At 67.8% G+C, this 22,189-nt stretch carries 25 protein-coding genes and 2 pseudogenes; 17 read left to right on the forward strand and 10 right to left on the reverse strand.

The genetic code is table 11. The features are described from left to right. The first annotated feature begins 55 nt into the window (after positions 1-55). A complete protein-coding gene (locus AB0H78_RS26700; RefSeq protein ID WP_363237125.1) occupies positions 56-460 on the forward strand; it encodes a hypothetical protein in 405 nt (134 codons plus the stop codon). Between the two features lie 589 nt (positions 461-1,049). After that, positions 1,050-1,199 carry a hypothetical protein gene (locus tag AB0H78_RS26705; RefSeq protein ID WP_363237126.1) on the forward strand — a complete coding sequence of 50 codons (150 nt, stop codon included), beginning with the start codon at positions 1,050-1,052 and terminating at the stop codon, positions 1,197-1,199. A 137-nt stretch (positions 1,200-1,336) separates the two neighbouring features. Here AB0H78_RS26705 and AB0H78_RS26710 read toward each other — a convergent pair whose 3' ends face one another. Continuing rightward, positions 1,337-2,089, reverse strand: coding sequence for a hypothetical protein (locus tag AB0H78_RS26710; RefSeq protein WP_363237127.1), 753 nt, complete (start codon positions 2,087-2,089; stop codon positions 1,337-1,339). 149 nt (positions 2,090-2,238) lie between these two features. On the opposite strand from AB0H78_RS26710, the gene AB0H78_RS26715 reads away from it, so the two are divergent. Then, a protein-coding gene (locus tag AB0H78_RS26715) for an IS5 family transposase (protein WP_363237128.1) occupies positions 2,239-3,146 on the forward strand; the annotation gives its coding sequence in 2 pieces (ribosomal slippage) (positions 2,239-2,599 and positions 2,599-3,146; 909 coding nt in all). Positions 3,147-3,155: 9 nt separating this feature from the next. Further along, complete coding sequence (locus AB0H78_RS26720; protein WP_363237129.1) at positions 3,156-3,689, forward strand: hypothetical protein; 534 nt, start codon at positions 3,156-3,158, stop codon at positions 3,687-3,689. A gap of 452 nt (positions 3,690-4,141) precedes the next feature. Here the strand turns inward: AB0H78_RS26720 and AB0H78_RS26725 are convergent, their stop codons facing one another. Beyond that, positions 4,142-4,873, reverse strand: coding sequence for an SDR family oxidoreductase (locus AB0H78_RS26725; RefSeq protein ID WP_363237130.1), 732 nt, complete (start codon positions 4,871-4,873; stop codon positions 4,142-4,144). 102 nt (positions 4,874-4,975) lie between these two features. On the opposite strand from AB0H78_RS26725, the gene AB0H78_RS26730 reads away from it, so the two are divergent. The 3 genes from AB0H78_RS26730 to AB0H78_RS26740 all read left to right on the forward strand — a co-directional run bounded on the left by AB0H78_RS26730 (position 4,976) and on the right by AB0H78_RS26740 (position 8,656). After that, positions 4,976-5,473 carry an Rrf2 family transcriptional regulator gene (locus AB0H78_RS26730; RefSeq protein ID WP_363237131.1) on the forward strand — a complete coding sequence of 166 codons (498 nt, stop codon included), beginning with the start codon at positions 4,976-4,978 and terminating at the stop codon, positions 5,471-5,473. A gap of 726 nt (positions 5,474-6,199) precedes the next feature. Further along, positions 6,200-6,586: a hypothetical protein gene (locus AB0H78_RS26735; RefSeq protein ID WP_363237132.1), complete on the forward strand. Its 387-nt coding sequence runs from the start codon at positions 6,200-6,202 to the stop codon at positions 6,584-6,586. A gap of 1,350 nt (positions 6,587-7,936) precedes the next feature. Further along, positions 7,937-8,656 carry a hypothetical protein gene (locus AB0H78_RS26740; protein WP_363237133.1) on the forward strand — a complete coding sequence of 240 codons (720 nt, stop codon included), beginning with the start codon at positions 7,937-7,939 and terminating at the stop codon, positions 8,654-8,656. A gap of 266 nt (positions 8,657-8,922) precedes the next feature. Here the strand turns inward: AB0H78_RS26740 and AB0H78_RS26745 are convergent, their stop codons facing one another. Further along, positions 8,923-9,522 carry a DUF4352 domain-containing protein gene (locus AB0H78_RS26745; RefSeq protein WP_363237135.1) on the reverse strand — a complete coding sequence of 200 codons (600 nt, stop codon included), beginning with the start codon at positions 9,520-9,522 and terminating at the stop codon, positions 8,923-8,925. Positions 9,523-9,887: 365 nt separating this feature from the next. Here AB0H78_RS26745 and AB0H78_RS26750 point away from each other — a divergent pair. The 5 genes and pseudogenes from AB0H78_RS26750 to AB0H78_RS26770 form a co-directional block, all read left to right on the forward strand. Then, positions 9,888-10,130, forward strand: a pseudogene (locus AB0H78_RS26750) (nitroreductase); the annotation flags it as partial. 153 nt (positions 10,131-10,283) lie between these two features. After that, a complete protein-coding gene (locus AB0H78_RS26755) occupies positions 10,284-10,949 on the forward strand; it encodes a pyridoxamine 5'-phosphate oxidase family protein (RefSeq protein ID WP_363237136.1) in 666 nt (221 codons plus the stop codon). 66 nt (positions 10,950-11,015) lie between these two features. Beyond that, a complete protein-coding gene (locus AB0H78_RS26760; protein ID WP_363237137.1) occupies positions 11,016-11,483 on the forward strand; it encodes a RidA family protein in 468 nt (155 codons plus the stop codon). 7 nt (positions 11,484-11,490) lie between these two features. After that, positions 11,491-12,039 carry a flavin reductase family protein gene (locus tag AB0H78_RS26765; protein ID WP_363237138.1) on the forward strand — a complete coding sequence of 183 codons (549 nt, stop codon included), beginning with the start codon at positions 11,491-11,493 and terminating at the stop codon, positions 12,037-12,039. A gap of 132 nt (positions 12,040-12,171) precedes the next feature. After that, positions 12,172-12,504, forward strand: a complete 333-nt coding sequence (locus AB0H78_RS26770) for a DUF1330 domain-containing protein (protein ID WP_363237140.1) — start codon at positions 12,172-12,174, stop codon at positions 12,502-12,504. A gap of 268 nt (positions 12,505-12,772) precedes the next feature. Here the strand turns inward: AB0H78_RS26770 and AB0H78_RS26775 are convergent, their stop codons facing one another. Then, positions 12,773-13,033, reverse strand: coding sequence for a hypothetical protein (locus AB0H78_RS26775; protein WP_363237141.1), 261 nt, complete (start codon positions 13,031-13,033; stop codon positions 12,773-12,775). A 612-nt stretch (positions 13,034-13,645) separates the two neighbouring features. On the opposite strand from AB0H78_RS26775, the gene AB0H78_RS26780 reads away from it, so the two are divergent. Continuing rightward, the gene (locus tag AB0H78_RS26780) at positions 13,646-13,885 is read left to right on the forward strand and encodes a hypothetical protein (protein WP_363237142.1); all 240 of its coding nucleotides are present in this window, start codon (positions 13,646-13,648) and stop codon (positions 13,883-13,885) included. On the opposite strand, the gene AB0H78_RS26785 is transcribed toward AB0H78_RS26780, so the two are convergent. Beyond that, positions 13,843-14,103, reverse strand: a complete 261-nt coding sequence (locus AB0H78_RS26785) for a hypothetical protein (RefSeq protein ID WP_363237143.1) — start codon at positions 14,101-14,103, stop codon at positions 13,843-13,845. The genes AB0H78_RS26780 and AB0H78_RS26785 overlap by 43 nt on opposite strands. 437 nt (positions 14,104-14,540) lie before the next feature. Further along, positions 14,541-14,702, reverse strand: coding sequence for a hypothetical protein (locus tag AB0H78_RS26790; protein ID WP_363237144.1), 162 nt, complete (start codon positions 14,700-14,702; stop codon positions 14,541-14,543). Between the two features lie 404 nt (positions 14,703-15,106). Between AB0H78_RS26790 and AB0H78_RS26795 the strand changes: the two genes are divergently transcribed. Further along, positions 15,107-15,766 (forward strand): TMEM175 family protein, encoded by a 660-nt coding sequence (locus AB0H78_RS26795; RefSeq protein WP_363237145.1) that lies wholly within the window; start codon positions 15,107-15,109, stop codon positions 15,764-15,766. Between the two features lie 193 nt (positions 15,767-15,959). After that, positions 15,960-16,310, forward strand: a pseudogene (locus AB0H78_RS26800) (transposase); the annotation flags it as partial. A 172-nt stretch (positions 16,311-16,482) separates the two neighbouring features. On the opposite strand, the gene AB0H78_RS26805 reads toward AB0H78_RS26800, so the two are convergent. Beyond that, positions 16,483-16,725, reverse strand: a complete 243-nt coding sequence (locus AB0H78_RS26805; protein ID WP_363237146.1) for a hypothetical protein — start codon at positions 16,723-16,725, stop codon at positions 16,483-16,485. 25 nt (positions 16,726-16,750) lie between these two features. Between AB0H78_RS26805 and AB0H78_RS26810 the strand changes: the two genes are divergently transcribed. Continuing rightward, complete coding sequence (locus AB0H78_RS26810; protein WP_363237147.1) at positions 16,751-17,029, forward strand: transposase; 279 nt, start codon at positions 16,751-16,753, stop codon at positions 17,027-17,029. Between the two features lie 293 nt (positions 17,030-17,322). On the opposite strand, the gene AB0H78_RS26815 is transcribed toward AB0H78_RS26810, so the two are convergent. The 3 genes from AB0H78_RS26815 to AB0H78_RS26825 form a co-directional block, all read right to left on the reverse strand. Then, entirely contained in the window at positions 17,323-19,185 is a 1,863-nt protein-coding gene (locus tag AB0H78_RS26815; RefSeq protein ID WP_363237148.1) for a DUF2207 domain-containing protein, read from the reverse strand. Between the two features lie 269 nt (positions 19,186-19,454). Continuing rightward, the gene (locus AB0H78_RS26820) at positions 19,455-19,853 is read right to left on the reverse strand and encodes a VOC family protein (protein ID WP_363237149.1); all 399 of its coding nucleotides are present in this window, start codon (positions 19,851-19,853) and stop codon (positions 19,455-19,457) included. 49 nt (positions 19,854-19,902) lie between these two features. Then, positions 19,903-20,478: a TetR/AcrR family transcriptional regulator gene (locus tag AB0H78_RS26825; RefSeq protein WP_363237150.1), complete on the reverse strand. Its 576-nt coding sequence runs from the start codon at positions 20,476-20,478 to the stop codon at positions 19,903-19,905. A 99-nt stretch (positions 20,479-20,577) separates the two neighbouring features. Here AB0H78_RS26825 and AB0H78_RS26830 point away from each other — a divergent pair, with 99 nt between their 5' ends. Continuing rightward, complete coding sequence (locus tag AB0H78_RS26830) at positions 20,578-22,119, forward strand: FAD-dependent monooxygenase (RefSeq protein ID WP_363237151.1); 1,542 nt, start codon at positions 20,578-20,580, stop codon at positions 22,117-22,119. Positions 22,120-22,189 lie beyond the last annotated feature (70 nt).

Raw genomic sequence — 22,189 nt, forward strand, 5'->3', positions numbered from 1 at the left:
CGGTCAGCTTCGAGGCGGCGCAGCTCGTCCACTTCGCAGCCGAGGCGGGAACCCGGTGCGCGAAGCAATCACCCTGGGCCTGCGAGGCAACAAAGCCCATCAGATCCGCTATCTCCTTGCTCGCGCCACTACTTACGCCGACGAGGCCTGCAAAAAGCCCTTCGACATCCTCGCCTACCTCGACCGCGACCAGTTCCACATAGAACACCTGTGGGCCAACCACCACCATCGCGTCGCCGGTGACCTCCCCGACCCGGTCGTCTTCCGCAGTCGCCGCAACCAACTCGGTGGACTCGGCCTGCTGAGGGGCCGCGAGAACTCCAGCATCGATGACCTCCCCTTCCACGACAAGAACCGCCTCTGGCACATTGAGGACGAGAACGGAGTACGCGTCAGCCTGCGGACCATCCGGGACCGCGCGGTGGTCGCCGCGCGGCCGCCGGCCAGGCAGGTCCGTTGACGGCAGCTAGTGCCGGCCACTGAGACACGACCCACCTCACGAGCGCCTGCAGCAGGCCAGACGCCTACCGGGCTCATGACGTGCCACGTAGAGTTCGCGCCATGTACTTCCCAGGGTGGCGCCGATTTTGGTGGCGCTACATAGCGGGCCCTGCGGCACTGGTCTGCTGTGCCGGTCTTGCCTACGCGGCTGGACCCGCCTGGGTTGCGCACAAAGGCGGTGGGCAGCTCGGCACTTGGAGCGCCACGCAGGTGCTGTGCAGCCACAACGGCTGCGGAGAAATCGGTACCTTCCAATCCACAGATGGCAGCGATCGCCGGGAACGCATACAGATGGCGAGGTTGGGGAGTGCTCCGATCCCGGTTGGTTCGGCACTTGCAGCCGTGGATTCCGGCGGAGATGTGGTCTATCGGCCCGGCGAGCCAGCCTGGTGGCATGGCCTAGTGGGGGCGGCCGTCGCGGGCCTCGTTGCTGGCGCGTGGGCCTGGACCTTCCCTATCCGAGTACTACGACAGCGCCGTACCTTTGCGGGCGAGGCCCGGGGTCCCCGGTCATCTCTCCGGCGCCCGCCGACCAGCAGCCCGCGCCGGTGTACCCGCAGCGCTCCGTCTCCCAGAAGCGCATGGGCTACGGCGAGATCACGTTCCACACCCTCATGATCATCTTCACCTGCGGCCTGTGGTTGCCCAAGGTCATGTCGAAGCGACGCCAGAACCGCACGGTCACCCGCCACTACTGACCCGCAAGTGGCGATTGTCCTTCGTGGCTGGCCACCCCTCCCTGAGCTCGGCTCGGTGGATGAGCGGGCGGATAGTTGGCCCGTGGGGCCAGGTCCGCGCTCAGTGGCGGTAGAGATCCCGCAGACGTCCCGACGGGTCAAGGTGTGGGCGAGGCCTCGGTGAGTCCCATCCAGTCTCGGACCGTCTCCTGGTGCGAACCGCTGGCCGTGCTCGCAGCCGCTGATTCAGCGTCCTCGACGGAGCACGGCTTCCCTGCTCGGGTGAGCAGGACTAGTGGCCACGCAGGGCCCGCACCAGCCGGCTCTCCATCGAAGGCAGTCCAGTCCCAGGGGCCGTCGAACCGCCATGCCCGGCCGATGATGTCGGCGACTTCGTCGCCCACCTGGAGCGACGCGTAGGGACGCATCAGCAGTTCGAAGGTGAAGGGGATCCCGTTGCCGGGGTGGATGGTGTACCCCGAGCCATCGAGGTGGCTCCCGTCTGGGAACTCGCGATAGGACAGGCCTCGGCGCAGCACCGTCACGGTCTGGTTGGGATGCGGCAGCCAGGCCGTTTCCAGTGGGGGATCGTGGTGGTGGTCGACGGCCGTTACGTGCACCACGGTGGGCGGCACGCCGACCCGGCAGACGTCTCCAGCCTTCAGCTGTTCGGGCGGAGGGTCCGTTCGGAACAGTTCGGCCTCCACCTCAGGCGCGACGTGCCCGCTGCCGCCCACGCCGAGAGCGACGATCCCGTTCCAGTGCGCGAACTCGTTGTCGCCGCCGATTTCCCACCACGGCCACCGCACCGCCACGTGATCCCACGTGACACCCTGCTCGACCCGGGTAACCGTGAAGGGGCACGCGACCGACAGCACGTCACCGACCCGGAAGTCCCCCTCATCCATCATTCAGCCAGGGTAGACGGGTCCTCTCGGCTGTCCGCGAGGGCCACTAGCCAGGGGCCTGCTCGGACCCGTGGGCCACCTGCCGCGCACATGAGCCAACTAGGCAGTGTCGGATCATGTGACGGTCGGATTGCTGACTCGTTGTGTCTGGCATGGGGCGGGGTGATCTGACGAATGCCGAGTGGGTCCGGCTGGAGCCGCACTTGCCGGCGTCGGGACAGCGTGGCGGACGGTGGAACGACCACCGCAGAGTGATCAACGGGATCTTGTTCCGGGTCCGGACGGGCATACCTTGGCGGGACCTTCCCGAGTGTTTCGGCAGTTGGAAAACAGTCTATGAACGGCACCGGCGGTGGTCAGCGGACGGCACGTGGGACCGGATCCGGCGTGCCGTCCAGGCCGACGCCGACCTCACGGGACGGATCGACTGGAGCATGGTCAGCGTCGACTCGACGTCATGCCGTGCCCATCAGCACGCGGCCGGCGCCCGAAAGAAGAAGCCCCGCATCCCGAAAAAAGGACGACGCCCCGGCATCACCGCCCCGACGAAGGACTCGGACGGTCCCGGGGCGGCCTGACCTGCAAGATCCACCTGGCTGGCGAAGGTGGCTGCCGGCCGCTGGCCTTCTTGGTTACGCCCGGCCAGTGGGGCGACGCACCGCAGATGATTGAGGTCCTCGAACGCATCCGCGTTCCCCGCCCGCAGGGCGGACGGCCGCGCACTCGGCCCGACCACCTCGGCGGCGACAAGGCATACAGCTCACGCCGCAACCGCCGCTACCTGCGAAGGCGTCAGATCAAGCACACCATCCCCGAGCCAAAGGGCCAGCGGGCCAACCGCAAACGACGCGGCAACAAAGGCGGCCGCCCCACCGGCTTCGACAGCGAGATCTACAAACGCCGCAACGAGGTGGAGCGCACCATCAACCGGCTCAAGAACTTCCGGGCCGTCGCCACCCGCTATGACAAGAGGGCATACATCTTCCACGGCACCGTCACCACCGCAGCAATCCGCCTATGGCTCGCTCGTGATCTACGAGGCGGCACCCTGTGGTTCTAGAGTCTCCCTGTGGACGTCAACAGCTGGTTCGAGGTCGAGGACCCGGAGGAGCGCGGCGAGGAGCCCTGGGACTTCGACGAGGTCGAGCTCGCCTTCCTGGCAGCCCTGCGAGCCGGGGCCGCTGATTGGCAGGTGCCCTGGGCTCCCAGCCAGGTCGGGCGGCCCGAGGACGAGTCGTCGTTCCTCGTCCATATCAGCCTTCTCGATGAGGCGCGCCGACTGGTGCTCGCCGAGTGGGCCGTGCACTTTTACGGCACACACGTGCTGGCCGGGAAGGTCTGTGACCAGCTCTTCAACCTTCACGAGTCGCCCGAGCATGGCTTCTTTCGGGCCTCCGGCACGGTCGAGGAGCTCGCGGAGCGGTGCGCCGGCTGGTTCGAGAGCCTGTTGAGCCGCCCTGTCGTCCGCGTCGAATGGCCGTTCAGGGATGGGAAGCATGCGACCCACTGGGAGTTCGCCGACACGGGCGAGATCCTGGCGACGCGCGGCTCCATCCCCGCCGACGGCTCATCCCAGGCCCACCGTCTCCCGGTCCGTCCCTGATCCGCCGGACACTGCCTAGCGTGCTCAAGGGTCACTTATTGCGCACAGCCACAGGACTTGCGTGCGGGTGGTGGCCAGCACATCAGGTGCGGCCTTGCGTATATAGGGCGCCTCTGATCTGCGGCATCCGCATGGGTGAGCACTGCCGACGGCGGAGCTCTTCGCCGGATCATGAGCAAGCCGCCCGCAGCGATCAAGCTGCCTCGGGACAGGAGTGCTGTTCTGGATCTTGGCTTGTTTGTCTGGGACCTTCGGAGCGAGCGGGCGTTCAGTGGCAGGCAGCTAGGTTCACGGCCGTCTCCCTGATCAGTTCGCGGACTGCCTGCCCGGCCGCCACCTTGGCGCCAGGGCCTCGGCAACACCGGGTGAGCGGTGTTCCAGGGGCCCTGCTCGAAGCAGCAGTGCGACGCACTGATGATCCACCGTGGGGTGGCCGTCCCCGTGCACGGCGGTCAGCGGTTGAGCCAGTCGCGGTAGTGCGTGGGCGCCAACCGGGCGTCCGGACCCGCGGTGAGGACGTCGCCCGGGACCGCAGCGAAGAGTCCGGCCTGCTCGTCGACGACCACGGGCCGCTTGTCTCCGCGCGCGGCCAGGGTGAGGCGCCCGATCTCGTCGAGCGTGAACAGGTCGGGGCCGGCGACGTCGAGGATCCCGTCGAGCGGCTCTCCGGTCGCCACGTCGGCAAGGGCGTCGACCACATCTGCGCTGGCGATCGGCTGGATGGGGGTTGCGGGCAGGCACACGGTGTTCTCGTCGGAGGTCCACGACATGGTCGGTTCCATGAACTCGAAGAACTGCGTGGCACGCACGATCGAGTACGGTGCCGGCCCATCGCGCAGCAGCTGCTCCTGCAGCGCCTTGGCACGGTAGTAGGCCAGTGCGGGTACCTGGTCCACGCCGACGATGGAGAGTGCGACCTGGTGGCGGACGCCGGCGCGCTCGCCGGCGTCGATCAGGTTGCCCACCGTGGTGCGGAAGAAGTCCAGGGACTGCTCGTCGAAGGTGGGGGAGTTGGTGACGTTGACGACGGCCTGGGCACCTGAGAGGGCCTTTTCGAGACCGGCTCCGGTGGTCAGGTCGACCCCGGACGACAGGGATGCGGAGGTCACATCGTGCCCCCGGCCGGTGAGCTGGCTGGCAAGCTGCGAGCCGATGAGGCCGGTCCCGATGACGGTGATCTTCATGGTGGTCCTTCCGTGAGTCGAGTACCCCCGAGTATTGAACTCGGACATTCGATGTCCGAAATCATACTCGGATAGGATGTGTCCGAGTCAAATGGAGGTGACATGAAACTGTCCGGTGGCGTGGAATGGGCGCTGCACTGCTGCGTGGTCCTGACCGCAGCCGGCGAACCCGTACCGGCGGCCCGGCTCGCCGAGCTGCACGATGTGTCGCCGAGCTACCTGGCCAAGCAGATGCAGGCACTCGCCCGGGCGGGCCTGGTGCGCTCCGTCCAGGGAAAGACCGGCGGATACGTCCTCGTCAAGAAGGCCGCTGAGATCACCCTGCTGGACGTGGTGCAGGCCGTCGACGGAGCGAGCCCCGCTTTCCAGTGCACCGAAATCCGGCAGCGCGGGCCGCTGGGGACCCCGCCGGAGCAGTGCACGAAGCGCTGCCCGATCGCCCAGGCGATGGGCGCCGCCGACGCGGCGTGGCGGGCCTCGCTTGCGGCCGTGACCATCGCTGATCTGGTGGCCTCGGTGGAGGGCGACAGCGGACGCGATGCACTGCCGAAAATCGGTTCGTGGCTGGTCGAGGGCCCCGGAGCGCGTCGATCCGACTGATGGCCGTAACCCGTCGGTGAGCACCAGGACCGCGCCGCCTGCACACCTCTCAGTGGGGGCTGCAGCGCTGCGGCCGGTCCGCGCCCTGGTGACTGACCGATGCTGACCCGGCCCTGGCACTCAGTCCCGTTCCGAGACCGAGAGCGAGCTGTTGGGCAGTCATGTGTTCGCCGCTTGCGGGTAGTCGGGCGGTATGAGGTCGCTGGAGGCAACTGGACTGTGGATAGCCGTAGGGCTGTTCTGGGGTGCGCTGATCTGGGCAATCACTGGTCTGCCGTGGCCGGTGACGCTCGGCTCCGGAGCGGCTTGGGGCACGGTGTCAGGCCTGGTGTTCGGCGGGTGGATGCGGCTTCGTATCCGGGCCGATCGCAGGTAGCGGACAGTGCATGCCGGGGCGGGGCCGAGCTTGCGCGCGGACGGCGATGACACCGGGAGCCGGCGCGGCCGACGACGGCTGCACCGTTTCCCGCCTGTGGAACTTGCCGACGGAGGTCGCCTGAGGGAGATCTTCGACGTTGCGGATCATGTCGTACGTAGGCGTTCCAGGAACACCGGTACACCGCCGACCGAGGTGTACGGGCGGAATGCCGGTGCCAGGTCGCGTACGAGGGGTACGCACCGCGGGGCACCAGGCGGCGCTCCGACCAACCACTACACAAACCACACCTGCTCACTCGCCGCGACGTCCAAGCCGGCCGCCTGCCCGCCGGCCCCGGGGCGCGGAGCGTGATCGCGGCGTTCGCCCAGGTGGATGCCGAACTGGCCGAAGCGGCCCTGTCCGACCCCCAGGTCCTCACCAACGACGCCCACCTGGAGAGCCTGCTGCGCAACCTGGCCCAGACCCTGCACGTCGGTCCGGCTAACTTCTGCTGGTTCCGCGTCCCGGCCAAGGCCCGGTGCCTCCGGCTCGCCGGCACTCCGCATGCGATGAAACCGCTGGTGGGGATGTGCGGCTCGGCGCGCTGTCCGCAGGCCACGCACCACCCCTGCCACCGACCGGTGTGGGCGGGGCAACCCGACGCGCCGCCAATGGGGCAGACGGCGAGCACGAGGAGAGCGAACCCGTTCACGCCGCGGCCACCGCTGCCATCGCCGCAGCGACGGCCTTCCTGATCCGTGACGCCGGCCCCAGACTGCTCTGTCGGGGGCCGGCGCGTGTCCAACTGCAAGAACGCCACGGAACGCCCCGGTTCGACCGACCCGGTTTGACCAGCCGGACCTGTCCACGTTCCGTACTCCTGCCCCTGGAACCGCAGCTCTCCGTACTCCCACGACGTCTTCACGCCCACCATCGTCCAGCCTTCCCAGGGCTTCCCGTACCCGGATTCGAGACCATGGCGGCATGAGTGCCTGTGTTGGATCTCTTGATCTGTGACGCTCCGTGATGGAAGGGCTGTCGCGCGGTGCTTCACGTGCAGTGTGACGTCCAGGGCTACGGACCGCTGTCGCACGCCCGGAGGCGACTACCCGGGTAGCTCACTGTCGCGTCCGGCAACTGGCCCGATTCATCAACAAGCCCCTGGCCAGGGGCTGTTCCGATCACCGGGGTCGCGTTCTAGGCTGTATGAGTGAGTTGACGGGACGACGCGAGCCGTGTCCCGACCCGAGCCCCGCCTGTCACTCACCCGGACTCCCGGACCCGAGTCCAGCAGTGCAGAGACCTGCTGGAGCCGAAGCGCCGACACCCCGGCTCCAGCCGCCGTCCTCTCGGCACATGTTCGGCGGTGTACTCCCGCTACCCCGCCACCGAGGGGACACCCGCGCAAGGAGGTGACGAGGGGGAGCCTCGCTCCTTGCGCACTCGGCGGCCGTCGCCCCCCGAATGGGCGGCGGCCGTCCCCTACCGGAACACCCTTCCCACCGCTTGACCGGGGAAATCGCGACACCCGACGACGCATCTCGACGGTACTCCGCGCGCCCTCAAGTGCCCTCTGCATGTGCCGAACTGACCGCGACGTACGGAGTCCGCCCTGGCAGCAAGGCGGTCACTCGAACGGGCGGGAAGTGTGGGTGGGGAGTTCAACCGCGTCGAGCGCCCCGGATAGGTTCCGAAGACGCTCGATGAGTGCTCGCGAGCGCCATGTCCCGTGGTGATCGACCAGTTCGCATCCGGCTCAACCTGGGTGATCAGGGTGGCGAACTAGACCTGTGTGGTGCCCCTTTGCTCGGCGATGCCATCGGCGTAGCGGCAGCGAGAGGGAGCACGCAGATCGTCAACCTGAGTGGGGTGCGGCTCTGTGACTCCGGCGGGCTACACCTGCTCTTGCGTTCGCGTCTGTACGCCGTGATTCGGCTTGCAGCCTTGCCCAAGCAGGACTTGCCTTCACGCTTGATGACGCCTGGCCGACGGCGAGCCCTCGAGCTGCGCAGGGAGCACATCCGGGCGACCATGGAGATACGAGGAAGTACGGGTATTCCGAAGGGTGAGATCCGGAACGGTCACTCGTCAGGGAAGTGCATGCCATGACCAGGCTCCAGAGAGCTGGAACGGCTGCAGCCACTGTGATGATTGCTGGTGCGCTGCTCCTCACCGGCTGTAATAGCCTCACCAATGCCAGCCCTTCCCGTGTTGTGCAAAGCGCACCCGAGCAGTCCGTTGCCCCGCGTACGGAGGACCTGCCCACGTCGGCCGAATTGGAAGCGGCACTCCTGAACGCTGATGACCTTGGGGGCACTTTCACAGAGTCGCCCCCCGGCAGCGACAGCCCGACCACCGGTGCGAGCGAACCGTCATTCACCGGATGCCGGCTTTTGGCAGACCTGCTCAACACGTCAGACGGGGATCCAGAACAGAAGCAGGCTTCCGCCACATTCGAAGGTGCTGGGATTTCGGTGTCGGAGACACTCACAGCGCTCCCTGCGACCCTGATGGATCCTGCGTACACGGTGGCGCGGAAGGCACTCTCCTCCTGTGGCTCGATCAGCTACGTATCGGCGAACGAAAGAATCGACTTCGAGCTGACCCCGATTCACTTCGGCGGCCCGGACTCCATCGGAGTGCGGATGGATGGCGCATACCTCGGAACGCAAGTGAACGGGTACCTGTTGATCGAGCGACTCGGGAAAAATGTGGTGATGGGCTACGTCTTCTTCCAGGCCGCAGGCGGATCGTCTCAGGTCGCCAGCGCCTACTACAGGCTCGCCATCGCCACCGCCCGAGAATCGCTCGGACTCAACGGATGAAGCGGTAACGGCTTGCTGGACCGTCCAGCTGGTCCCGCGGGCGGCCCTGGTGCCCACGCCGCCGCACGCTGATGCCATCGGCTGCTTCATATGACTGGCGCGCCCGCTGGGCACCGCGCGGTGCATTCCAGGTCGCCCGCGACGGGCTAGCCGGCCACACGCCGGGGCCCATTCCCGTCGGCCTGGGGAACGGCCACGTGCAGTTCGTGGGGACATGCTTACACGCGGGCACCGGATGACGCGCTACCGAGATGCTTCGCGTGGATTCAGGGGACCTGCCACTGGGCGGTCTGGTCGGCGAATCCTGAGTTCATGGCGAACTGAACCGTGACGATGTCCGAGGTGGTGGGGACCTCGAAGGTGATCCAGCCCAGCACCTTCTCTCCCGGTGGGACCTTTGCGTCCGAGGTCATGGACGGTCCGGCGGCGATGTCGGCGAAGGTTGCCTCGAAGCGCTGGCCCTGTGTATCGGCGACCTGCATGCCGTTGGAGGGGCTGTCGGCGTACACGGCAGTTCCCACGTTCTTCAGCTCGAGTTGTGCGGCCACCCACTTTTTCCCGGTCTGTGGAGTGGAGTACTCATCGGCGCTCTGTGCGGAAGGCAGCCATCGTTTCAAGGTTGCGTCGAGCTTCTCGCCCTCGCCGGAGCCTGTCACGGTGATTGTGTCGCCGACCCGTGCGTTGTGGCTCGGGCTCGGCATGGGGGCGGAAGGCGATTGGCTCTGAGGGAGCGGGCTCTGTGTGGTCGCCGCGGACGGATTGGCACGGGTGGTCACTTCGTCACTCGAGCAGGCGGAGACGGCCAGGAGTGCACCAGCCGAAAGCAGCGTGGCTGCGGCGGCTGGTGCGAGACGGTGGTGGCGCATGGGGCCCTCCAGGAACCACGATCCCGAGTCCCTTCCATTGCAGCACTTACCGGTGCGCCGCGCGCGGCGGGCTCTGGCCAGCTCTGTTCACCGGCCGGGGAAGGCGAAAAGGGTCGGGGTGACGTAGTAGCCGCCCTCCAGGAACTGCCCCTTGGCCGGGCCGCGAAGCCCCGGGAAATCGCCGACGTGCTGGCCACGCCTACAACACCCGCGCGCACCTTCCCGAGGAGACTGCGCGGACCGCGGTTCACACCGCGTTCAGGCTGGTCGCCATCCACTGCCGACGTCGGTGGGGCGGCGCGTGAAGCGGCTGCGTAGCCAGGGCATGGGCACCGGGTGGTCATGCGGGGGCGAAGATGCGCGCGGCCGTCGCTCACATGACGGTTCAGGCTCAGGCCATGGGACTGGCCACGCATCAGTTTCGGGCCTTTGACCTGGAAGGACTTGCCAAGGAGCTGGATCCGAACCCGGGATGGGTGATCGTGTCCATGATTGCGGTGGGCAAGGCGGTCGGTGGGCCGCCCGAGGACCGGACTCGACGCAGCGTCACCCATCTGCGTTCCGCTCCGTGGTCACCGGCGGAGGAACGGTTGAACCCCGATCACTGAGCGGTTCGATATGCGCCCACGAATCGCCGTCCAGGGACGCACAACACTCACGCGGGACCAGGGCACTTCAACAAGATTCTGTTACGAGTTCTTAGGGGGTGCGGCTGGCGTTTCTGGCCTCCACCGACACACACGCCATCTAGAGTGACCGAAATGTCACGCTCCGCACGTACCACGGCCCAGCGTTACCCCGAGAGGGTCACCTATGACCGGGACGACGTTTACGCCATCCTGGATGAGGCGCTGACTGTTCACGTCGGCTTCAACACCGATCTCGGACCGGTCGTCATCCCGACGCTGCACATGCGGGTCGGCGACCAGTTGCTGCTGCACGGCTCGGCGTTCGGCCGGTTCATCACGACCGCCGCGGCCGGCGCGCCGCTGTGTGTGACCGCGACTCTGATCGACGGAGTGATCCTGGGCCGGGCGTCGTCGCACCATTCCGCCGCCTACCGGTCCGTCATGATCTTCGGGCAGGCAGAACCCGTCGAGGACGTCCAGGAGCGCGCAGATGCCCTGGCCCAGGTCGTGGAGAGTGTCATTCCGGGGCGGCTGTCCGGACCGTACGCGGCGCGCCGTCCCAGCGTCGAGGAAGCCAAGTACACGGCCTGCCTGACGATGGCCATCGAGGAGTTCTCGATGAAGGTGAGGGCCGGGTTCGCCCGCGACGAGCCCAAGGACGATGAAGTCGAGTCCTGGGCCGGGTGGATTCCGCTGGACACCGTCGCGGGCATGCCGGTGCCGGACGCCATCACCGGCGACCGCTTCCCGGCCCCCGCCTACGACAGCGCGATCCATCGCTTCCGCCAGGACCACTGACCCGGCCCAGCGAGCCGATTTGCGCTTCCCATTCCCGCTTCCCGTCCCCGGAAAGATTGATCCCCGATGAGCACTCCCGAGGAGCGCCTGGCCGCGGCCGGACTCACCCTCCCGGCGGTCGCCACGCCGGTCGCCGCCTACACCCCGGCCCTGCGCAACGGGCCGTACGTGTTCGTCTCCGGACAACTGCCCACGGTCGACGACAAGTTGATCCACGTCGGCAAGGTCGGCGCTGAGGTCACGTTGGAGCAGGCCAAGGAGGCCGCGCGGCAATGTGCGCTCAACGCCCTGGCCGCTCTCCAGTCCGTGGTCGGCGACTTGGGTAACGTCAAGCAGGTAGTCAAGGTGGTCGGGTACGTCGCCGGCGCCCCCTTGTCGTCCTTCACTTCCCCGCCGGCTGTGGTCAACGGAGCCAGCGAACTGTTCGCGGCCATCTTCCCGGGACCGGCCGGGGTCCACGCCCGCACCGCGGTCGGCGTCGCGGTGCTCTCCCAGAACGCCCCGGTCGTCATCGACGTCCAGTTCGAGGCCTGAGGCGAACGTGGCGGAACTGCGGTTCGGCGCAGAGGGAACGCCGGAGGCGTTCCGGGAGTCGATGGCCCACCTGGTGTCCGGGGTGGCCGTCGTCACCGCGGGCGACCCGGCGGGCCGCCCCTGCGGGCTGCTGGTCTCCTCGATCACTTCGTACGGCACCGACCCGGCGTCCGTGCTGCTGGCCATCGGCTGTTCGGCGCGGACCTACCGGGCATTGGAGCAGGCCGAACGGTTCGGGGTACATCTGCTGGCATCCGACCAGCTGTACCTCGCCGAGGTCTTCGCCGGACATGACGAGAACAAGTTCGCCGACATCGACTGGCAATGGGACGGCCACGTGCCCAGGATCAGCGGCGCCATGTCCTACCTCAAGTGCCGCACCGTGATGTTCACCCCGCTCTCCGACCACGCGATTGTGGTCGGCGAGGTCACCAGCCTCGACGAGGTCACCGACAACGACCCGCTGGTCTACTACAAGCGCCGACTGGACTGGCACCTGAACTCAACCGGCGGCACAAAGCGCGCAACACCACCGCCAGGCCGCGACACACGGTGATAGGCGACGTTGCCGTTGCCGCTGTGGTCGCGGTCCGATCCGGCATGTCATCGGCCTGCACGGTGACGCAGCCCGCCACAGGCGATGGGAAGCACGGCCAATAGCGATCATCAGCCACTGAGAGGAATCATCGTGAAGGCTTACGTCATCGCAAGAGCCGCACAGGTCACCCCCGACCCGGAGATCGGCGAGTACATGCGAAGGATCGATGCGACGCTGGCGTCCTTCGAAGGGAAGTCCCTGGCTCACATGGGTGCGGTCGAGGTCGTCGAGGGCGCGTGGCCCACAGGGATCATCGTCATCGAGTTCCCCAGCCCAGAGATGGCGCGCGCCTGGTACAAGTCGCCCGAGTACCAGGAGATCATTCCGCTGCGCACCCGGCACATCGAGATGGACCTCATCATCGCCGACGGCGTCGAGGAACCATACAGCGCGGCTGAGACCGCCGACAGGCTCGGGTTCTAGCAGCCGCGAATGGCCGCTGCATCGGGCCAGGAGCCCTCACCCTGCCCGTCGACGACGACGACGGCCAGCACCTCCGGGAAGCTGCCGTCGCTGGTGATCTTGAGGAGACCGCACACGCCGGGCTGATCCTGACCTGCTTACCCAGGGCCTGTTGCGAAAGTGGCTGAGGAGGCAGTTCCGCGCCCTCCCTCGCGCTACCCAGGGCGCGACCGCGATGCAAGGGGCAACAGTGGGACGAAGAGTGCGACGGGCCGCAGGGACGCTGACCTTAACGGATCTGCTCCGACATCCAGGGCGTCTCATCGAGCAGTTCATAGGAGATGCTCGGTCTCGCGCCGAGGCCGATGTCGTAGCGTGGAACGCCGGAGAGGCTCGCGAGGTCTCCGCGTTCGTCCGTGACGGCCATCGTTTCCGGCAGGGATCGTTGATTCTGGATCCTGCCGCAGCGTCGCCAGTGGTGTGGCGGCCGTTTCGAGTGCTCGGCGGATCCGGCGAAGGCGTTGCCCTGGTTGCTCCGTTCCACGTCCATGAGGTGGGCCCGGTCGCTAACCCGGGAAGCCAGGCGGTCGACAAGGGAGTGTTCCGTCTGCTGTCTGTGCAAGCCGCAGATCGATACTGGGAGCTTGCTGTCCCCGCTGCGGACGTCACTCTGGTCCGGGCCGCACTGCGCGGGGATGGCGCCGCAAGATAGCCGACGAGCAGGTGGCGATGGGCATCAGCACGACGAGGCAGCGTCACAGCCATTCGTTGATGGCTGCTACCAGCACGATCGCTTCGTAGCCGACGGCGAGTGTGTCGCATCGCGTGGCAACGGGCCTGTGCCGCCTGAGCCTGTTGATACCGCATTAGACCGCGTGCCGCTGCTTGTAGTCGTCCTTGTCGAATGTCGGCGGCCGCCCGCCACGTGAGCCGCGATTCAGCCAGTTGCGACCCCGGTCCGGATCGCCCGTCTGCCCGCAGTTTTGCCGCTCCGCCCAGGGCCGTCATCTTCACCGGCGCCCCGGTCGGTGTCGGCCTTGGCCGCAACCTGTAATGCTGGCGCGTCGCGGGCGACGAACTCGTCAGCACGGTCCAGACCTTCGGCGCACTGCGACAGACGGTCATCGCCTGAAGCTGGCCCCGACGGACAAAGGAGTCCCTCATGGCACTGCATCGCCCAATGTCTCCCACGGGGCCCGGCGCCGCCGAGGGGGCCGTCCACTGCGCCGATCTCGACCCCGCCCCTGCCACCGACGGCCAGTTGATCTTCGTCACCCGGCACGCCGGACACTGGCCGTGGACACCACACGTCCTGGGGAACGCGAAGTATCTGTTCGACCGTTCGGTACTGACGGTGGGTCAGTTCTCGGTCAGTAGTTGCCGGACGACGTATCCGGCGTAGTCCACGCCGGTGCGGCCGCCCGCGACCAGCGCCGCGACGGCAATGTGGGAGTCGTACGCGGTCAGCCTGCCGTTGGTGTGGTCACCCTCCTCCGCGGTGCCTGTCTTGGTGCCGGTGCCTGCGAGACCGCCGAGGCGCGGGCCGGCGGCGCCGCTGGTGGCCACGGTGCGCATCGTCGACTGCAGGTAGCCGGCTGTGCGGGCCGAGATGGACCCCACCCTGCTTGCGGCCGAAACGGCCTTTGGCCAACAGGCAGAATCACCCTGAGCGCGGCCTCGTGCACCTTCGCCGACATCAGCAGCGCAGGCGAGCTGTGTCTCCGTAGACACCGAGGATGCAGTCCTTGAACAAGGCCATGGGCGGCCCTCCGCCTTCCGGGGCCACCTCCTGCCGCGACGGGAGTAGCCGTCCGGGCGGGGAATACTCGGTTCGGTGCTGAACCTGCCACCGAGACCTACAGCTTTCGGGCGGCGGACCGGCTGGACCGCCCGCCAGCCAGAATGGTCATGGCGTGGGGAAGCGCACGACGTTGTCGGGCAGTCGCGCCTGTTCCTCGGCCTTGCGCAACCGGTCGGCCAGGACCGCGCCCGCGAGGGTGAGGTGGGGGACCTGGTCCTTCAAGCCGGAGCGCTCCGCAGCTTGCAGAACTCGTTCTTCAGGTCCGCGTGCTGCCGGTCCGGGCTTTACGGTGAACACCCGCCTCGGCGGCCAAGCCGACGACGGTCAGGTTGCCGTTGGAGACGGTGGCCCGGCCGGTCAGGAGACGGTCGACGGCCTCGCGGATGCCGGCGCGCGCGTCCTTGCACTGTTCGTTCATGACAGGGCCTCAGCTGGCTGGACGGCGGCATCGCGCGTGTCGGCGATCTCGCGCGGGCGGCCCGCGTTGCGCTCGAGACGAACCGCGCCTAAGCGTGGGCGGTGCGCCAGCACCCCAAGCAGGGAGGCGCACTGTGCTCACGACCAGGACATGAGCTCCCTGCATCACGAGTAGGTCTATGGACCCGGGGTTTCTCTACCGGCACGGCGGCTACTGGTGGGACGGAATCTTGTGGCACCGTCCCGGCCAAGTCATCGACCGCGCCTACGAGGCGCGGCGTATGACATCCGCCGGCTGAAGGATGCGGTCACGGTGCGGCCACTTGGGGTAGGCACGGCCGAGGGCGGACCATTGGGTGGCGTGGCCTGCTGGGCGGGGCGGGGTTGTCGGTCAGAGTTGGTGGTATGGGCGAGATGAGCGAGGACACCGCAGCAGAGCCCGGTGGTGCCGCTGCGGAGTTGGGGAGCCCGGAGCGGCTCGTCGCGTTGTCGGACGGGGTCTACGCAATCGCGATAACGCTGCTCGTGCTGGACATCAAACTTCCGCCGGACCTGGATAAGGCGGAGTTCGAGGCCGCACTGCGCGGGGTGTGGCCGAGCCTGGGCGCGTATGGGCTCAGCTTCGCCGTGCTGGCGGGCTACTGGCGTGACCAGCGCCGGATCGTGCAACAAGTCCGGTGCTGCGACACCCTGATGATCCGGGTCGCCCTGGCAGGGCTGGGGCTGGTGGCGCTCCTGCCCTTCCCGACGTCGGTGCTCTCGGAGTACGGGGGAAGCTTCCCAGAGGCCGTTGCCCTGTACGCGGCGACCATCGCAGGCATCGCCCTGCTGCACCTAGCCCTGTTCCTCCTCGCGTGGCGCCGGCCCCACCTGATGGCCGCCCCACTGAGCGACCGAGCCGGATGGGACACGGTCATCGAGCTGGCCTCCATCGTCCCTGTCGCCGTGGTCTCCGTCGCGGTGGCCTTCGCCGTATCCACCTCCGCCGCCCTGTGGACCTGGCTCGCGGCGATCCCCCTCAAATACCTCTTGCGCCGCCTCGCCTCCGGTCGCGGCCGCATTTGACCTGCGGAGGAAGGAACTGGGTGGTGCTCGGCGTCGCCAACTGACACCCGGACCACGTCAGGGATGGCATTCGTATGTTGCGCGGTTCGGGGGAATTCAGGGCCAAGCCTGGAAGAACCTGCATTACGTTCTGCCCCACCGCGGCGTTTCCGCCGCCGATCGCTGGTGAACGCTAAACCGGTGTGCGGCGCGGGTGGGCTTGATCCGCTTTGACGGACATCCGAGATCAGGGGTTCAGCCCCGGGAGGATGTCCATCGTGGAGAGCATGGGGAAGAAGAAGCCTCGCCCTCGCCGCTCTTCACGCCCGAGTTCAAGGGCGAGATCGTCGAGCTGTGCCGACGCGGTGACCGCTCGGTCGGTCAGATCGCCAAGGACTTCGACCTGACCGAGACTGCGGTGCGGCTGTGGGTCAGTCAGGCCGAGTTCGACGCGGGCGAGCGTGACGGGTTGACCAGCAGCGACCGCGAGGAACTGGCCGCACTGCGGCGAGAGAACCGCCGCCTGCGCGAGGACGTCGACATCCTCAAGCGGGCCACGGCTTTCTTCGCGAAGGAGACCCGGTGACGGTGCACCCGTTCACCGAGGCGGAGAAGCGTGCAGGTCACAGCGTGAAACGACCGTGTGATCTGCTGAAGGTCTCCCGGACCGCCTTCTATGACCGCCGCACTCGCAGCCTGACCACCACACCAACGATGACCGTCAAAGCGGAACAAGCTCAGAAGGGACGCGTACTGCGTTGCAGGGCGAGTAGGAGTCCCCTTTGCAGGGTGGCGAGCATCGTGGTGGCGAGGGCGTCCGGGTCGATGCCGGGCATGATTTTCCCGTCGGTATGAAGCGACCTGAGTCCTTCGCTGATGACGGTTGACCATCGCTCGAATTCGGCGGCGAGGAGGTCTCGGGCCTCGGGGTCGCTCTCGGCGAGTTGACCAAGCCTGGCGGTCCACGTGATCTGTGACAACCTCTCGGCCCACAGAGCACCAGTGGTGCGCAAGTGGCTTCTGGCGCACCCCCGGTTCGAGCTGCACTTCACCCCCACATACTCGTCGTGGATCAATCAGGTCGAGCGGTGGTTCGCCGAGCTGCAACGGCGCTGCCTGGAATGCGGCGTCTTCTGTTCACTCGACGCGCTCAAAGCCGCACTCGACGACTGGATCAAGATCTGGAACGAGCGGGCGCGGCCGTTCGCCTGGACCAAGACCGCCGACCAGATCATCGACCGCATCTGTCGCTACTGCGACAGAATCTCCGGACCAGCCCACTAGACCGGTCTGTAGCTGGCGGGCGGCGCGCAGAAGTCGCAGGGCAGAGGCTCTACTTGGGACGGCCTTGTGTGCTGCCCTCAGTCGCGGTTGCGGCCGGTCCGTCGTCCTCGACTCCGCCGTGGTGCATCCGGGTCCGCGCAGAACGTCAAGTGCGCGTCCTGCAGGCCGGCTGCACGGCGAAGTCACCTGTGGTGCGCATGGTGCGCCAGTGGTTGCTGAGGTGGCGTACGGCGAACCACCTCTCCTCGCGCCCGCACCGTGTGGCGTCGTTGGCCGGCCTCGCCGCGGGCGTCTCACCAGGAGCCTCCGCCACCTCCGCCGCCTCCTCCGCCGACCGAGTATCTGGTGTCGGAGCCGGAATCCGTCCTGGATCCCGAGCTGGAAGCGGCCGAACGGCTGGGGGGCACCTGTCCGGTATTTGAGGAGACGGCGTCGAGGATCGCGAGGGCCATGAGCGGGCGGACCAGTGGCATGCGTGCGGGCCGAGTCGCGGACGGGACAGGTGGGGGCACTGTCGATTCGGACACCGCCTGGCTCCAGTGGTCGGACACGCCGAGAGCCACTGCCCAGGCGGTGTAGTGGTCCAGTACGCCTGCGTGGGCGGCCGCGTCCACGTGCTGGGCGCCGGCACCGGCCAGGTAGCGGCGGAAGCCCTCGACCCGGAGCCACAGCTCCGTGCCCTGGGGAGTGAGCATCGGCACTTCGTCCGTCCCGGCGAATATCCCGGCGCCCGCTCCCGCGACGGCGGCCGCGATGGGAAGCAGTACTGCCCAGTAGTCGGCGGGACGGCCTGCGGCGATCGCGGTGACGATCACGGTGATCAGGCCGGCGAGGAAGGTGAGCGCTCCAGCCAGCCCGACTCGGTTCCACCGCTTGTGGGCTTTGGCGTCCCATAGATCGCTGCTGTTGCGCCACACGATCAGCTGGGTGCCTATCCTGCTCCATGCGTTGGCGAAGAGCCTGTCGTAGGGGCCGCCGAGCACCAACGAGTCGCGGCCGACGAACGCCCGGTCCAGAACCTCACCAACGGTGCTGTCGGAGCGCGGGACTTCTTCCCGTGAAGGGCGGGTGAGGGTAGGAAACGTCTCATTGTCCTCCATGTCCACCACCAGATAGCCATCGTCGACGGCGCTCAGCAGCCAGGCTGCCTTGTGTCGGGTCCGGGTGTCCCCGGTGAGCAGGACGCCGCCCAGAGCCGGAGTCAGCTCCTTGGGCGGGGCGGCGGTCTCGGTGGCCAGGGCGGGGAGTCGGCTGATGTCGATACGGCGCACCGCGCCGGCCGGGCCGGCGGTGGAGCCCGGTAGCGCGTCGGCGTAGATCATCTCGCGTCCGGTCCGTCGTACCAGCCACCCCGCCACCAGGGCGGCGGCGAGGGCGATGCCGGCCGTGAGCAGTCCCACCCGCAGTGAACCAGGCCGGTGGACGGCGATGACCGGCCCGGACGGTTCGACCGGGGGCGGCGGCGCGGTGGCGAGTTGCCCCGCGGAGACGGCGTACAGGGTCGCACCACGACCTGCCTTGAGGTTGTCGATGGCGAGCGTGAGGTGGCCCGGCAGGGGTCGGCCGACCTGGCAAGGTTCCCGGGAGGCGCGCGCACCGCCGGCGCAGCGGATCCCACCGAATTCGTAAGGGCCGGTCACATGAATCTCGACGTGGTCGAGCGGGACCTGCCACCCAGTGCCGACCGCGTTCCACGCGAGCTTCCCGCCGGGCGCGATGCCATCCAGCTCGTACTGGATGCGATAGCGGTGCCGACCAGTGACGGTGCGGTCCGCGTCGCCTATACGGATGCGGGTCTCGCCGTCGTCGCCCATGTCCGGCTCGACCTGGTACGGGACTCGCTTCCCGCCCATCGTGACGCTCACCTCGGCCTCGGCGGCGAGGCCGGGAACATCGCGCAAGATGCCGTGCCGGTTCTCGTTCCCGAAGTCATAGTCGATCACCTCGGTGATACGGGCGCGGCCGTCCGCGGCGAGAGCCGCCTCGGTCCACAGACGGGCCACGTGCTCGGAGCTTGCCACCCACGCGCTCATCACCGCGCCGAGTGAGGCAACGCCGCCCAGCGTCAACACCGCGACGAGCACGACCACCATGGTCGTTCCTCTTCGCCGCCGCCGTGCCACGTCCGCCGCCGTGTCGCCGCTGCCGCCGCTCATGCCGCCCCCTGTTTCCCTCGACCGAACCAAGCCGAATTCCTGATCAACTACGCGTCGCGAAAACGTAGTCCAGCTCCGGCTGTCATGAAACCCCCAGACCAACGCCTGTGCACCCGGGCCTGCGCCGGCACCGGGACGCTCGCTCGATCCACGCTTCGCCGCCATGATCCAGGCCGTGAGCGGCACGGTGGTTCTTGAGGGATGGAAGTCGTCCTCATCATCAGGATCATCAGGGTTCCGCGTCCCGCAGGCTCAGGAGACGCCGCAGGCTAATTGCGCTGCGGCGCCAGCGTGCGTACGACGTCGAATTCGTTGCCATCGGGGTCGGCCATGACCACCCAGCTCCGGGCCGGGCCCTGTCCCACATCGGCCTTGGTGGCGCCGAGGTCGAGCAGCCTGCACACCTCGTCTTCGGTGCTGCCGTCGATCGGGCTCACATCGAGGTGGAGCCGGTTCTTGCCGGACTTGCTTTCGGGCACCTTGATGAAATGCAGAGTGGGCGGCATCTGGCGGGCCCGTACCTCCTCGGCGGTCGGCGCCCAGGAGCCGATCTCGACCTTGCCCTCGCTTCGGTCGATCACCTCGAAGTCCAGGACCGCGCACCAGAAGGCCGCGAGCATCTCCGGATCGCGGCAGTCAATCGTCAACTCGGTGAATCTGCTTGTCATGACACTCCCCGATGGTCAGGTCGGCATGGGACGGTCGTTCGGGCCCTCGTCAGTGGGCTTTGGCCATGCCGGTGAAGAGGGCTTGGAGGACGTCGTCGACGTATTCGTGGGTCAGGGGTTCCTGGGTGATCAGGAACTGGAAGTAGAGCGGACCGGAGAGGACTGCCATGGCGAGCTTGAGGTCGAAGGCAGGGGACAGCTGGCCCCCGTCCTGTGCAGCCTTCAACCGGGCGACGGTCAAGGCGGCTTGGGGAATGATGAAGCGATCGTTGAGTGCCCGGGCAACCTGCGGGTCGTACTGCGCCTCACCGATCAGGGCCTGATACAGCGGGCCGAAGGGCGGGTTGCCCAGCAAATCGACGGCTGTGTGCATCTGTGTGCGCAGGTCGGCGACGATGTCGCCCGTATCGGGGTAGTCCAGACGTGACGGGTGCAGAGAGAGCAGTGAGTCCAGGAACAGGGCCCCCTTGGAGGGCCATCTGCGGTAGATGGTGTGTTTTCCCGCACCGGCTCTGGCCGCGATGGCTTCCATGCTGAGCTTGGCGTAGCCGATCTCCTGGCCCAGTTCCAGCGCGGCCCGCATGATCGCCTCGGTCCGGGCGGCCCCGCGGTGGGTGTCAGTCATGCCGTCATGCTACCGGCACGGTACGTGCCGTTCTTGACAAGCTGACGACCCGTGCATTCTGCTTGGCGGCACGATACGTGCCGTTCCAATGGGGAGTGTATGGACACCGACGTGATCATCGTGGGAGCCGGCCCGACCGGCCTGATGCTGGCGTGTGAACTGCGCCTTGCCGGGGTGCGTCCGCTGGTGCTGGAGCGCCATCCGTACCCCCGGAACACCCCGAAGGCGGGTGGCCTCGGCGGGCAGATCCTGGAACTGCTGCGCTACCGGGGCCTGCTGGAGCGATGCGAGGCCGCCTGCACCGGCCCCGCCCCGGCCCCTCGGTTTCCGTTCGGCGGCGTCCACCTCGACCTGACCCGGCTTGCCGACCCTCCCCTGCACGCTCTGCCGCTCCCGCAGCAGCAGCTCGAGAGACTGCTCAACGACCGCGCCGCTGAGCTCGGCATCGAGATCCGCCGCGGGCATCAGGTGACTGGAGCCATTCAGGACCAGACAGCCGTGACCGCCGAGGTGCACGGCCCCGACGGGCCGTACCGAGTGGTGGCCCCGTACCTGGCGGGCTGCGACGGAGCCCGCAGCCGGATCCGCGACGCGGCGGGCATCGCGTTTCCCGGCATCACCTATCCAGAGGTCAACCGGCTGGCCCAGGTCACCTTTCCCGACACTGTGACCCTGCTCGCCAACGGCGATCTCGATGTCGCCGGCTTCGGGACGGTCCAGGGGGGATTCACGCGGACGGACCGTGGTCTCCTCGGAGTTGGCGCATCGCCCGGGTCACCCGTGGTCTCCCTCTACACCACCGAAGAGGAGAGCACCGAGTACGACGACGACACCCCGATGTCCATGACCGAGTTCCAGGACAGCTTCCGCCGCGTCCTGGGGGCGGATCTCCCGGCGGGCGAGGCAGTTCGCCTGTCGCGGTTCACCTTCAAGGCCCGACAAGCCGAGCAGTTCCGCGGTGGGCGGATCCTGCTGGCCGGTGACGCGGCGCATCTCTTCCCCGCAACGGGCGTGGCGATCAACGCAGGCATGCTCGACGCGGTCAACCTGGCCTGGAAGCTGGCCGCCGACATTCACGGCCGGGCCCCCGCACACCTGCTGGACACGTACCACGACGAGCGATCCTTCGCCGCCGCGCGCACGATGCTGCACACCCGAGCTCAGGTGGCGCTGCGGCGCGGGACCGACCCGGCCTCCGAAGCGCTCCGCGAGGTCATGCAGGAGCTCTTCACCGACGAGCAGCCGCTGCGCCGTATGGGGGCGCTCGTCGCCGGCTCGGACATCCGCTACCCGGTGCCCGGACCATCCGGTGGACACCCCTTGGCCGGAGCGTTCGCCCCTGACCTCACCCTGCACAGCGACCGTGGAATGACCTCCGTCGGCGAACTCCTGCGCACCGCACGGCCCCTCCTCCTGGACCTCGCCGACCGCAAGGATCTCCGCCAGGCCGCCCGAGACTGGAGCTCCCGCGTCGAGGTCCTCACCGTCAAGACCGAAGACCGCCCCGCCGACGCCCTCCTGATCAGGCCTGACGCGCACATTGCCTGGGCCGCGGCCGTAGGGGGGTCCCCGGACGACGCCGCACCGGCATTGCGCGAAGCGCTCGCCCACTGGTTCGGCGCCCCCGAGAGCCACATCTGACGCCCACGCCCGCCGGAAAGGACAGCGGCACAGATGCCGCCCGCTCCTCACCGGCCCCTCCCCACACTGA

Origin of the sequence: Streptomyces sp. NPDC050738, assembly GCF_040654175.1 — a bacterium.
GTDB lineage: Bacteria > Actinomycetota > Actinomycetes > Streptomycetales > Streptomycetaceae > Streptomyces.